At 35.3% G+C, this 12,914-nt stretch carries 10 protein-coding genes; 6 read left to right on the top strand and 4 right to left on the bottom strand.

Going from position 1 to position 12,914, the window contains the following annotated elements:
* Positions 1–4 precede the first annotated feature (4 nt).
* Together secF and ABWU31_RS02915 are read right to left on the bottom strand one after the other, a co-directional pair.
* Entirely contained in the window at positions 5–880 is an 876-nt protein-coding gene (gene secF, locus ABWU31_RS02920) for a protein translocase subunit SecF (RefSeq protein ID WP_006279649.1), read from the bottom strand.
* A gap of 181 nt (positions 881–1,061) precedes the next feature.
* Positions 1,062–1,793, bottom strand: a complete 732-nt coding sequence (locus tag ABWU31_RS02915) for a hypothetical protein (RefSeq protein ID WP_353271340.1) — start codon at positions 1,791–1,793, stop codon at positions 1,062–1,064.
* Positions 1,794–1,977: 184 nt separating this feature from the next.
* Here ABWU31_RS02915 and ABWU31_RS02910 point away from each other — a divergent pair, with 184 nt between their 5' ends.
* Entirely contained in the window at positions 1,978–2,811 is an 834-nt protein-coding gene (locus tag ABWU31_RS02910) for an IS5-like element ISWpi1 family transposase (RefSeq protein ID WP_353271068.1), read from the top strand.
* Here the strand turns inward: ABWU31_RS02910 and ABWU31_RS02905 are convergent.
* Together ABWU31_RS02905 and ABWU31_RS02900 are read right to left on the bottom strand one after the other, a co-directional pair.
* A complete protein-coding gene (locus ABWU31_RS02905) occupies positions 2,786–3,982 on the bottom strand; it encodes a hypothetical protein (protein WP_353271339.1) in 1,197 nt (398 codons plus the stop codon). The two genes, ABWU31_RS02910 and ABWU31_RS02905, sit on opposite strands and share 26 nt — an antisense overlap.
* A gap of 173 nt (positions 3,983–4,155) precedes the next feature.
* The gene (locus ABWU31_RS02900; protein WP_006279652.1) at positions 4,156–6,117 is read right to left on the bottom strand and encodes a heme lyase CcmF/NrfE family subunit; all 1,962 of its coding nucleotides are present in this window, start codon (positions 6,115–6,117) and stop codon (positions 4,156–4,158) included.
* A gap of 168 nt (positions 6,118–6,285) precedes the next feature.
* On the opposite strand from ABWU31_RS02900, the gene ABWU31_RS02895 reads away from it, so the two are divergent.
* From ABWU31_RS02895 to typA, 5 genes are all read left to right on the top strand, one after another.
* Positions 6,286–7,527: a hypothetical protein gene (locus ABWU31_RS02895; protein ID WP_006279654.1), complete on the top strand. Its 1,242-nt coding sequence runs from the start codon at positions 6,286–6,288 to the stop codon at positions 7,525–7,527.
* A 122-nt stretch (positions 7,528–7,649) separates the two neighbouring features.
* Positions 7,650–8,975, top strand: coding sequence for a dihydroorotase (locus tag ABWU31_RS02890; protein WP_077188568.1), 1,326 nt, complete (start codon positions 7,650–7,652; stop codon positions 8,973–8,975).
* A gap of 198 nt (positions 8,976–9,173) precedes the next feature.
* Entirely contained in the window at positions 9,174–10,358 is a 1,185-nt protein-coding gene (locus ABWU31_RS02885; RefSeq protein ID WP_010082165.1) for a dicarboxylate/amino acid:cation symporter, read from the top strand.
* A gap of 3 nt (positions 10,359–10,361) precedes the next feature.
* Complete coding sequence (gene pyrE / locus ABWU31_RS02880) at positions 10,362–10,958, top strand: orotate phosphoribosyltransferase (protein WP_006279657.1); 597 nt, start codon at positions 10,362–10,364, stop codon at positions 10,956–10,958.
* 105 nt (positions 10,959–11,063) lie between these two features.
* Positions 11,064–12,893 (top strand): translational GTPase TypA, encoded by a 1,830-nt coding sequence (gene typA / locus ABWU31_RS02875; protein ID WP_353271338.1) that lies wholly within the window; start codon positions 11,064–11,066, stop codon positions 12,891–12,893.
* The last annotated feature ends 21 nt before the right edge of the window (positions 12,894–12,914 follow it).

Here is a 12,914-nt window from a genome sequence, read left to right as displayed (position 1 = left end):
ACTTCTACAATCTACTTATCAAAGCTCTGTAGGTTAATATAGGAGCAGAAATAAATATTGCAGAACAAGTGCCAATCAAAATACCAAAAAAAATGATCAAGCTGAAGTCTTTCACTGCATCTGTGCAGATTAATGCCAAAGGAAGAGCAGCAAGAAGGGTTGTACCCGAGGTTAATATAGTGCGAAATAATGTAGCGTTGATACTTGCATCTACTATCTCACTCATCCGCCCACTTTTACCACTCTTGCAATACTCTCGAATCCGATCGTATATAATTACTGAGTTATTGATTGAATAACCAATGACAGTGAGAAGAGCTGCAACTGATGAAATATTAAACTCAATGCCAGTTAGGCTAATAAAACCAACAGTTAAAATCACGTCATGAATCAGTGCTGTTATTCCACTGAATCCACATTGCCAATTAAATCTAAACCAAACGTAAAAAAATATTCCAACAATTGCGATCAACATGGATAACATTCCTTCAAATATTTGTGTTGAGCTTATTTGTGGGCCAACATAGTCTATTTTACGATAGCTTATTGAGCTCCCCAGCTTTTCTTCTAGTATGCTTTTTATCTTTTTGATTTTATCTTCATCTCCTTCATCTTTAAAACGCATGACTAAATTATCACCCGCTTTTGAACTCTGCACTGTAAAACCATTTTCTTTTAATGCATCGAGAATAGAGTGATTCTCATCTGAAGATTTTATCTCTATCAAAATTCCGCCTGCAAAGTCTATGCCTAAGTTCACTCCACGCAGCACAACAGTGAATATTGAAAAGATGATAAGAATAATGCTAATTAATGCAGTCAAATCCCTATATTTACTAAATTTTATATTGAGGTTATCTGGAATGAGTCTAAGTGCCATGCTATTTACTTAAACTTGAATTTTATATACTTTTCAAAAAATTCACTAGTTTATTCTGTGATTGTTTGACTATGTAAATTTTTCTGTCAGTTGATTCTTGTCTGTCAATTAAGTTCTATCTAGTGCAAACTTTGCAATTTTGAAGTACATTACAAGAGCAAAATACCGCCAATTTGGCCCATCATTTTATCTCTGCAAGCTTATCCCCCCTTGCTATGTTAGCAACGCAACCTAAGCTAGGTTCCTTCATAGCAGTGTTAGGTACACTGCCATATCTTTCAAAACTTTCATGCTCTATAGCTTCCTCAACACTTTTTCCTCCTAAAAGACAGTTTTCCCCTAAACTTTTTCCCCTATTTTTTAACTCATTAAGCCTTGCTCTGTTTTCCCCATCAATCTCCACTTTTATTTTATTGCTGCCTTTCTCACTAGGACTTAGATAAATACTTATCTCTCCTACCTCAGTAGTAAAAGACATTTCAATACCACCTTTTGAGACATCCATGTAATTTCTTTTTCCCCCTATTTCTTCTACATTTTCAACTCTTACTATACTTTCTCCAATTTTGAGTATGCCAACTCTTAAATTTAAGTCTTTGGCTTTTTCATTGTTTAGGATTTCTGCAACTTCAACAATACTATCTTGCGAGTACTCTATACAAAAATATCTATTATCCTTGTCTACTCCTAATACATTTTGAGTCTGCTTGCTTTTGTTTACAATACTTTCATATGCTAAACCTTTTAGCTTGCTTTCAATTTCCTTACATTTCTCAGAAAGACCATCATCAAATCCATTACAAGTAACTATCTGCTCAAACTCATTCCCATCGAAAAAATTATGGCGTTTTACCTTCCCACCTTCTAACAATAAATTACTAACAATGCTTTTGATAATGTCCTCTTCGGACACTTCATTTTTTTTGTTACAGTTTTGATCTTCACTTTCTTTGTTACAGTTTTTATCTTTACTTTGATAGGGAAAGTTATCAAATACAAAAGTGTTACTTCTGTTACTTATATGACTACCACTAGTAAGAGGTTGTCCGGAAACAAGTAAAAGGCTATAATATCTGAAATTTTAGTACGGGGTAAAGATGAGAAAAAAGTATCCAACAGATCTAAGCGAAAGGGAATGGGCAAGAATAGAAAAACACTTCAGAGTATCATACAAGAAAGGAGGAAGGCCGCCAAAGTATAGCAAAAGAGAAATATTAGAAGCAATTTTCTATGTATTGCGTACAGGGTGTCAATGGCGGTATTTACCAAATGATTTTCCGCTATGGAAGACTGTGTATGAGCAGTTCAGGCAATGGAAGAAGCAGGGAATTTTTGAGAAAATGAATTATGAAATTACAAAATATAGTAGAAGAAAAATAGGAAGGAATGAGCAGCCGAGTGCCTGTATAGTAGATAGTCAATCTGTAAAGACTACAGAAAAGGGGGGATCAAAGGCTATGATGGAAGTAAAAAAAGTAAAGGGTAGAAAAAGGCATATAATTACAGACACTCAGGGTTTTATACTAGGTTGTTACGTAGGCGCTGCTAACGAAAATGATAGAGATGGTATTAAAATAGCATTAAACAATATGAGAACAAAATATACTAAAGTTAAAAAAATGTGGGCTGACATGGGATACCAAGGAAGAAATTCAAAGAATCACATAAAGGAAGAATATGACATAGATATTGAAATTGTTACAAGGCCTCCATGTAGATTTTGGGTGCACAAAGATACGCCACCTGAGCTACTACCAACAAGAGAACAAGGGTTTAAAGTACAGCCAAGAAGATGGGTTGTAGAAAGGACTTTTGCTTGGGTTAATAGGAATAGAAGGCTATCGAAGGAGTATGATTTACTCACAACATCCACTGAGAATTTCATATACCTAGCTATGAGTAGGGTTATGTTAAAGAGGGAATATGCTTGAATTTACTAGTTTCCGGACAACCTCTTAGATCTTTTATTTCTTCAAATACTGTATTTGTTACAGTTTTGTTACAACAACTACATTTTAAATTTAACATTACTTCTTTTTCTAAGTATTTAGCTACTATGCACTTAATACTTTCTGGAGTATTTTTTATATCTTTTTGTTCATTTTGTTCTGTTATACCTCTCACCTCCCCACAGCATTTATCAATCAGATCCTGTTTACTTTGAGTTAACGACATTTTTAGTTTCATAAAAAGTGAGTCTTTTAGAAAAGGATTATCATCTTCTGAATCCAAATCATCTGTTAACTCCATTGAATCAAAATTACCTGAGCTATAGTACGAACCCTTTTTTGAGTCCGAACTATCTTCTGAGTTCCCATCACTATCTAACCAATTGTCAACTTTCGGAAATTCTGAGCTTTTCTGTTCACCTTCAAAAGTCTGATTACTACCACCAGCGCCCTTTGTCAAATTTTCTTTACTTTCACAAGAACCATCTGAACCATAGCCCTCATTCCCTTTTGGATCTGAATCATCTGGATTACAATCAGAAGTTATTTCTGTATCTTCAGAAATCTGTTGATTATCACTTTCACCTAACAAACCACCATTTGTTGGATTACATACATTTTCTGTATATTTTTGATTATTTTGTGCTTCTATTTTCTCCTTTTCGTACAACAGTTTAAACTGATCCTCATCGTCAGAATTGTGACCTGAATCACAAATTACATGATCATTGCAGGTAGAATTATGCTCTACTGAATCAGTACTTTCAAAAATTTGTGGATTATTACTTCCGTCTGGCAAATTACCTGATAAACCAGTCTGATGATTATTTTCACCTACCCAACCATCAGTTGTTGTTGGAATATATATTCCTGTATATCTTTGGCTATCAAGAGAATCATTAGTTAATTGTACTGCTGTATAAGTTGTCCGGTCATCCTCATCATCGGAACTAATACCTGAATCATGGCCATCACCTTCTTTAATCTTTTGAGTTTCTATATCGTGTTCATTTATTTCGCTCGACGAATCATAGTTGGAAGGGTTATACCGTTGATTAGGACGTTTAAAAATTTGACGCCAATCGCTGTAAGGCTCCTTAAAATCGAAAGCAGTGCGTATAACTTTTTCCTTGCCTGATACCCCACCATTCATATTGTATAACCATTACTCACTAATCCCTTAGTGAATATCGTAATATATAGGTCTGTCAATAAAAAAATATAACTTTCTTTGGTTCTAACCTTTGCAAATCAGTATCTATAGCCCGGTAATTTCTCATATATTGCACTCTGGACCTAGGAGCGTTGTTAATAAATCCACGACAGCTAGACAACCTTCGCCCGTTTACTAAAAGGAAAAGCAGCAAAGAGCGAACCAAAAGCGATGAGAAAGGATCCAAGCCAGATTATAGACATTCCAGGTTTATAGTGCACTTTAGCTGCAATTTTGCTCTTACTCTTATCAATCTCTCCAATTACAACATAAATATCAGAAAGCAAATTGTGGTAGATACTGCTTTCAACATTTTTTTGACCTTCCGCAAGGTAAAATCTATATTCAGGGGTCATCTCACCTAATATCTTATTATTCAGCAAATTCCTGATATACATTGTACCTCTCACTGCATGGAAATTTTTTTCTTTTATTAGCTCAATATTTCGTAAAGTAACTTTAAATTTATTGACTGTTATGCTATCCCCTATTTTTAAGTAATTTTCTTTTTTCTCCTGCCAACCAACCGAATATGCTATACCAAGCACTAGAATTGCCACTCCAGCATGAGCTGCCATCATTGCATAGTAGGATTTAGAAACTTTTCTTGCTAATAAAATTGATTCACCAAATGCTACCTTAAATAAACAAATTCTTTTACTGTATGCTTCTAAAACAAAGATTAATAATGCTATGGAGATAGTAATTGATAGCACAATTATTAGCTCCATGTGAAAAATAAACGGCAAAATAGCTGCAGCACTACAAAATGAAAATCTATATTCACGGAATATTGGCAATAGACTATTTCCCTGCCAACTGCAGTATTGCCCAATTATCGTGAGGGCTAGAATAGCCAGTGCAATAGGATTAAATAAAGAATTGTAATATGGTGCTCCAACTGAAATTAATTCACCGGTTAAATATTCGAGCACTGTAGGGTATAAAGTGCCAACGAACACAATGAAAAAGGCAGTGATGAATAATAAATTGTTCATCAGCATCATCGTAAGGCGTGAAAAGAATCTTCTACCCTCTGTCACTTGAGTAGCAGGTTTCTTTTCAGATTCCAGTGTCAAGCATTGGAATGACATCGCAGACGTGTGATTTTTTCTCGTAAATACTACAAATATTACTAAGCTACTGACTGTAATTACACCAAGTAGAGCTAATATATACAGTCCATACCTTGGATCATCTGCAAACGTGTGCACTGAGGTGAGTATTCCTGAGCGGACTAGAAATGTTCCAGTCACACTCAATATAAAAGTTGTAAGCGTAAGTAAAATAGCAAAGTTCTTTAAAACATTGAAATTCCGTACCACGAGCAACAAATGTGTCAGCGCTACTGCAATTAGCCACGGCATCAAAGAAACGTTTTCCACTGGATCCCAAAACCAAAATCCACCCCACCCAAGTTCGCGATATGCCCACCAGCTACCCAAGCTGATGCCCAAAGTGAGCAGCGACCAAGAAATAAGTACCCAAGGCCTGACAATTTTAGCCCAAACATTTCCTTCAACTTTTGCAATTAATCCAGCTATAGAGAGCGAAAAAGGAACGCTAAACCCAAGGTACCCCAAATATAATATCGGTGGATGAATAGCAAGGCCTATATCTTGCAATATCGGATTAAAACCAAGACCATCTTTTTCAACGCTTGGCATTTTAGTGAAGGGGCTGGATTCAAGTAAAGTGAACAGTAAAAAACAAAAGCAAATCAAGCCTTGGGTGATCAAGGATACTTTCTTCAATTTACTGTCGTTATCAGTAAAAATATCCATCAGAAATAGGTAAAAGGTAAGCACTAATGCCCAAAGCAACATGGACCCTTCTTTATTTCCCCAAACACCACAAATCTTGTAGATCAAAGGTTTTGTTGTGTGTGAGTGGTAGTATACGTTTTCAAGTGAAAAATCATTTGTAATGTGGCAGTAGATCAAAATAGCCATTGACGCTGATACACAAAAAAATATGGCAGTGGTAATAAACCGACAAGAACTAAGCGGTAAAAACAAATATGTCAAAGACAATAAGCAGGCTAGCAATAGCAATATATTCCCAAGTTCAGGCATAAAAAATTATAGTTTTTATATAAACAATATTACTGATGACAAGTAAGAAGTTAAAGTGTTAATTGATGCTAGCATAATGCTCCCGTAGTTAGCTGTGCTAGTATTAATTAAAAATTAAATATTAAATCTTTATACTTTTATAGATAGCGTTAATATTGAGGTAACATTGTGGGTACAACTAAGATTAGTAAATTTCCATTCAATATAAAAGGTAAAGTGGCAAAACAACATGCCGAACCAATAATCGAAAAAAATCTCTATACTATTTTAGGATTCAAAGATATAGAAGATTTTGAAAATAAGACAAGTAAACTTGTTAATAAAAAAGTTTGGCAATCATTTGTTGACTGCTTTGCAAAAGAAATAGATTATGCAGCAACCGAAGAAGTTGTAAAAAACATCGTTTGTAACATTGCAAAGAGTGATCAAGGTAATGCTTTTACCAAAACTGAACATCTCATATTAAATGAAAAGCAAGATAATAAAAAGAGAGAAAAAGCGATTAGAAAAGCTATTAGTATTTTGAGAAAAATCAATCCAGAAAAAGCCTTTAATGAACTTTCAGTAATAAAAAAACAAGCTGAAGATTTTTTACAAACCGATTTTTGTAAAGCACAGAGTAAATCACTTCAAGGATTTGCTCCCTCTGGTGGACAGCTCTTTGCGGAAACTCTGAAATATATAGAAACACTAGAAAGATTATCCGAAGTAAAAAAAGAAGGGCTAGTTAGAGATTTCTTGTTAAATCATGTTAGTTTATTGAATAAAAAGTATCCTAAATCACAAGGTAAAAGGGAAGATGCTATAACAATACTATCAAGTGATGAGTTGAAGAATTTTTACAATAAAGGTGTAAAAGAAGGAATGTTACAACCAATGGCATCTTACAAAGGATGCAGAAACCTGTATGACAAAATGAACCAGATAAAAAATGAATCCAAAAGTATAATTAAAAGAGAAGAACGGGAAGAAAATTTAAAGAAAATAGATAAGTCGATAATCAGCGCAATTAATGACATAAAAAAACATAGAGAAGCAATCCTTAACTGTAAAGACTTTCAAAATTCTTACATAAAAGAGAAAAAAGAACATCCATTTAGAGGCAACGCATGTCAAAAAATGATTGATATATATCAAGAGAGAATTGTTGGATATCAGGAGAAAATTCGTCAAAACTTAAACCAAATAAAAGCGATATTAAAAAGTGCGCCGCAAGAAATGGATGATGTGGAAGAATTCGAGGAAATAATTGATGATATACATGAAGCAAAGCAGTGTGATGAAATTTTTGATTCAGCTTTAATTTGTTTATCGAACATACAGAATGAGCTAGATATTCAGCTGGAAAATCCTTCAACAGAACTCAGAGCTTCACACATTAACGTTAAAACTGAGCTAACTAGGTTATAAGAACCAAATCTTTAGGATAATGAAAGCACTTTAATTCAAGACAGCTCTTAGTCTGTGTTTTAATTTGGTTGTATTTTATTAAAAAAACTTTAGATTTATTTTATAATCGATACTCAAATATAATGACTCAAACTTGGGATTTGTTGCAAACAGGGCAAAAGGAAGGCTATAAAATTGCGTATACTAATGCTCGTATTATCGACCCGGAAACTAAACTTGATATAAAAGGTTCATTATTGACTGAAGGGGATAAAATTGTTGACTTTGGTGAATCATTATTTTCAACAAGTGGAGTTGATGAAACAATAGACTGTAAAGGGCTTGTTCTAATGCCAGGCCTTATTGACATTCACGTACATTTTCGTGAACCAGGCCAGGAACATAAAGAAACTATATATACAGGCAGCAAATCTGCAGCTGCGGGGGGAGTTACAACTGTAGTTTGTCAGCCAAACACTGTTCCAGCAATTGATAGCGTTATTTTGGCTAAATATTTGAAATATAGAGCACTTGAAACTTCACATGTAAACGTTGAATTTTACGCTAAAATCACCACTTCGGAAGAAAAGTTGACTGAAATGGCACTTTTAAAGGAAGCAGGTGCGGTTGGGTTCACTGATGATGGCATGCCAGTTATGAACCCAATGATTATGAGACAGGCACTGCTTTATTCAAGTATGCTGAATGTCCCTATTGCTCAACATGCAGAAGATTTAAATTTATCTGCTGGTGGCGCAATCAACGAAGGTAAAATTTCTGAAGAATTGGGAGTAAAGGGGATCTTGAGTGCGTCAGAATCGGTTATGGTAAATCGTGATATACTGCTAATGAAGGATATGGAAAATGTGCACTACCATATTCTACATGTCTCTTCAAAAGATTCACTTGATGCTATTAAACGTGCAAAAGATTTGGGATTAAATGTTACGTGCGAAGTAACCCCTCATCACTTCACTTTGACTGAAGATATAGTAAAACAACATGGGGCAATTGCAAAAATGAATCCGCCGCTTCGCACTGAAGAAGATCGTTTAGCTATGGTTGAAGGTTTAAAGACAGGTGTGATTGATTGCATTGCAACTGATCACGCTCCGCATGATCGTAGTTCTAAAGATCTACCACTTGAAAATGCTGCATTTGGTATTGTTGGTCTTGAAACAATGCTGCCCCTTTCACTTGAACTCTATCACAGTGGGCAAATGGGTCTACTTGATGTGCTTGCAAAATTGACATATAAGCCTGCAGATATAATACACATACCACGTGGTCGTATACAAAAAAACCTTGCTGCAGACTTAATTTTAGTTGACCTCAATCATGAATGGGAAATTAAAACTGACAACTTTGCTAGTAAATCAAAGAATTCTCCTTTCGATGGTCGCAAAGTAAAAGGACACGTAGTACGTACTGTTGTGTCCGGCAAAACTATATACTCGCAGAAGAGTTAGTTATCATATCTTATCTATTCCAATTTGTTATCACCAGAATGGGCTAAGTGCACCTAAATTTAAATTAAGAAATCTTACACTGTCTCCGAATAAACACATCCTCTTATCTTTCCCTAATCTGTAAAGTTATTTTGTCTATCAATCTGATTCCAAAACAGCAAAATTATTGTATAATGTTACTTTGAAGTTTTATTTTCAATGCACAAGTTTGCAATACTTTTTTCTATACTGCTTGCAATAGTTGCTTACTACCTAAACAATGAAATCATATTTGAAATAGCAAAGCTATTTAGTGATATCTTTATCAGCTTGCTCAAATTAATAAGCTTACCTCTGGTTTTTTTATCCATAGTTTCCACAATTTCCGGGCTCAAAGACTCAATTGAAATCAAAGTCTTAGTTAAGAAAACACTATTTTATACTCTGCTTACAACTATTATAGCTGCGTTTGTTGCATTATCGTTTTATTTGTTAATAGATCCAGCAAGAAAAAATTTCATAAGTAATACAATAGGGAGTATTAACAGCAATAACCACAGTTATTTTTCATATTTAAAATCACTCATTCCTTCTAATTTTGTGCAAGTTTTTCTTGAAAATAATATGATTGGTAGCATATTAATCGCTTTTTTGATGGGTGGAGCTATTGTTTCACTTTCAAAAGAAAAGCAGGATATATTATATCAAGTATTCTCTGCACTTTTTGATACGCTACTTAAAATTGCTCAAGGGTTATTAAAATTTATTCCGCTTGCTGTTTGGTCTTTTATTACTTGTTTTTTGCATGAATTAAAAGGCGGTAGTGAGTTCTACAATCTTTTATGGTATTTTGTTTGCATAATGTCTGCAAATTTTGTGCAGGCATTTCTGATTTTACCGCTATTTATGTGGTATAAAGGCATATCACCAATTCAAACGCTGAAAGGGGTTATGCCAGCACTCACACTTGCGTTTTTTTCTAAATCATCCAGTGCAACATTGCCAACAACTATAGAATGTGTGCAGAACAAGCTAAAGGTGCCAAAGAAATTATCGTCTTTTATTTTACCAATATGCACAACAATTAACATGAATGCATGTGCTGCATTTATACTAATCACTGTAATGTTTGTTGCAGAAATGAACGGATACGTATTTTCCTTAAGCGAAATGTTGATATGGATTTTTTTAGCTACAGGGGCTGCAATTGGTAACGCTGGAGTGCCGATGGGGTGCTATTTTATGGCAACCAGTTATCTCATGTCGATGAATGTTCCTCTGCATATTATGGGACTGATTTTGCCTATTTATACAATAATCGATATGTTTGAAACTGCAATAAATGTGTGGTCTGATGTTTGTATCACTCAGATAATTAATAAAGAATGTAATAGTGAAACTTAAAAAATGATATTAGACGAAAATAACCTAATAATAAAAGAATTTAAAGAAGCAGAAGCAATTTTGCATGGGCATTTTGTTTTATCATCCGGGCTGCATAGTGACACATACATACAGTGTGCGAAGATTTTTGAAAATCCAAGCAGAGCCATGAAAGTTTGCGCATTATTAGCAGATAAAATAAAAAAAGAATTAAATAGCTCCATAGATTTAATATTATCTCCTGCAATTGGTGGAATAATTGTGGGTTATGAGATTGGCAGGCAGCTTGGAATAAAGACAATGTTTTGCGAGCGCGTTAATGGTAAGTTTGAATTACGCCGTGGATTTAAGATCAAAAAGGGTGAGAAAATATTGCTCATTGAAGATGTAATAACCACAGGTAAATCTTCACTTGAAGCAGTGGAATGTGCAGAAGGGGAAGGAGGTAAAGTTGTTGCTGAAGCTTCTTTGATAAAGAGAAATAGTGAAACGAAACTGCCTTTTCCTGTCATATCTTTGATTGAACTGAACATCAAAAACTACAGCGAGGAAGAACTTCCAAGTGAATTAAAACAACTACCCATAACAAAACCTGGGAGTAGGGAATATTTAACAAAGTAATCCTATAATATCTTGGAAACACAGCATTTATACACAGCTTTAGTTATTTACTCCAAGTGTATTTTATGTATACTTATTACTAAATTAATTTTGAAATGATAGAAAATGAACGAATTTAAATCGATCCGAAATATAGCAATAATCGCACACGTTGACCACGGTAAAACTACTTTACTTGATAACATGTTAAAACAAAGTGGCACATTCCGCGAGAATCAAGAAGTTCAAGAACGAGTGATGGATAGTGGCGACCAAGAACGTGAGCGCGGGATTACAATACTTGCAAAATGCACATCAATAATGTGGGGTGATGAAAAAATCAATATTATTGATACGCCAGGGCACGCAGACTTTGGTGGAGAAGTAGAAAGGGTATTGTGCATGGCAGACGGCGTGTTGCTGCTGGTTGATGCTGCAGAAGGTCCCATGCCACAAACAAAATTTGTGCTCTCAAAAGCACTAAAAGCAAATTTGAAGCCAATTGTGATAATCAATAAGGTCGATCGACCAGACAGCAGAATTGATGAAGTATTAAATGAAATATATGAGTTATTTTTTAACCTTGATGCAACCAACGAGCAGCTAGATTTTCCAGTGTTGTATGCTTCAGGTAGAAATGGCTGGTGTGCTAAGGAGCTTTCTGATGAAAGAAAAGATTTAAGCCCATTATTTTCAACGGTTATAGATTATATAAAACCTTCTGTTTATAATCAAAATGCACCTTTTGCTATGTTGGTCACTCTACTTGAGTCTGATAAGTTTCTTGGCAGAATATTGACAGGAAAGGTTTATCAGGGCATTGCAAAAGTCAATTCAGATCTTAAGGTGCTTGACCTCGATGGCAAAGTAATTGAACGAGGAAGATTAACTAAGTTGCTCTCATTTTCTGGCTTGAAACGCATTCCAGTAGAACAAGCTGTGGCAGGAGACATAATTGCAATTGCAGGGCTTGAGGAAGCTTCAGTTTCAGACACTATAGCAGCACCAGAGGTTACAACTGCAGTAAGCTCAACTCCAGTTGATCCGCCGACAATGGCGATTACTCTGAGTGTTAATGATTCACCTTTTGCCGGGCAAGAAGGTACAAAGCTTACCTCAACTGCTATAAAGGATCGCTTATACGCGGAGGCAGAAACAAATGTTGCAATTACTGTGACTTTAGCACCAAGCGGTGAAGCGTTTGAAGTAGGTGGACGTGGTGAGCTACAGCTTGGGGTGTTAATTGAAAATATGAGGAGAGAAGGTTTTGAGCTTTCGGTATCACGCCCTCGAGTGCTATTTAAGGAAGAAGATAGCAAAAAACTTGAACCTATAGAGGAAGTAGTAATTGATGTAGATGATGAATATAGTGGAATCATCATGGAAAAACTCAGCTTCCGTAAAGGTGAAGTAACTGACATGAGACCTTCTGGTAATGGCAGGACAAGATTAACGTTTTTAGTGCCATCAAGAGGATTAATCGGTTATCAAGGAGAGTTTTTAACTGATTCTCGTGGCACAGGCATAATTAACCGTTTATTTCACAGTTATGCTCCACATAGAGGTCCAATTTCTGGAAGGCGCAATGGAGTTTTAATTTCTACAGATAAGGGTGAGGCTGTGGCATATGCAATTTTCAATTTGCAAGACAGGGGAATTATGTTTATTAAGCCACAGGATAAGGTATATTGTGGCATGGTTGTCGGCCAGCATAGCCGTGACAATGATTTGGAGATAAATGTGTTAAAGGGTAAGCAATTAACAAACGTAAGAGCTTCAGGTAGTGATGAAGCTATAAAGCTCACTCCACCAAAGATAATGACACTGGAGGATATGATAGCGTATATAGATGATGATGAATTGGTGGAAGTAACTCCAAAATCTATACGTTTACGCAAGAAATTCCTTGATCCAAATGAACGTAAGCGTGCAGGAAGGGCAAAGAATAAGGAGTAATCAGAGGTTGAACATTTGCGA

Origin of the sequence: Wolbachia endosymbiont (group A) of Alloplasta piceator (genome assembly GCF_964028505.1) — a bacterium.
In the GTDB taxonomy this organism is placed as follows: Bacteria; Pseudomonadota; Alphaproteobacteria; order Rickettsiales; family Anaplasmataceae; genus Wolbachia; species Wolbachia pipientis.
Note: the sequence above shows the minus strand (reverse complement) of the source record. Positions and strands in the feature narration are given on the sequence as shown.

Coding starts and splice junctions, on each gene's coding strand:
- secF (WP_006279649.1), bottom strand. CDS start 880: ATGGCACTTAGACTCATTCCAGATAACCTCAATATAAAATTTAGTAAA.
- ABWU31_RS02910 (WP_353271068.1), top strand. CDS start 1,978: ATGAGAAAAAAGTATCCAACAGATCTAAGCGAAAGGGAATGGGCAAGA.
- ABWU31_RS02905 (WP_353271339.1), bottom strand. CDS start 3,982: ATGAATGGTGGGGTATCAGGCAAGGAAAAAGTTATACGCACTGCTTTC.
- ABWU31_RS02900 (WP_006279652.1), bottom strand. CDS start 6,117: ATGCCTGAACTTGGGAATATATTGCTATTGCTAGCCTGCTTATTGTCT.
- ABWU31_RS02890 (WP_077188568.1), top strand. CDS start 7,650: ATGACTCAAACTTGGGATTTGTTGCAAACAGGGCAAAAGGAAGGCTAT.
- ABWU31_RS02885 (WP_010082165.1), top strand. CDS start 9,174: ATGCACAAGTTTGCAATACTTTTTTCTATACTGCTTGCAATAGTTGCT.
- pyrE (WP_006279657.1), top strand. CDS start 10,362: ATGATATTAGACGAAAATAACCTAATAATAAAAGAATTTAAAGAAGCA.
- typA (WP_353271338.1), top strand. CDS start 11,064: ATGAACGAATTTAAATCGATCCGAAATATAGCAATAATCGCACACGTT.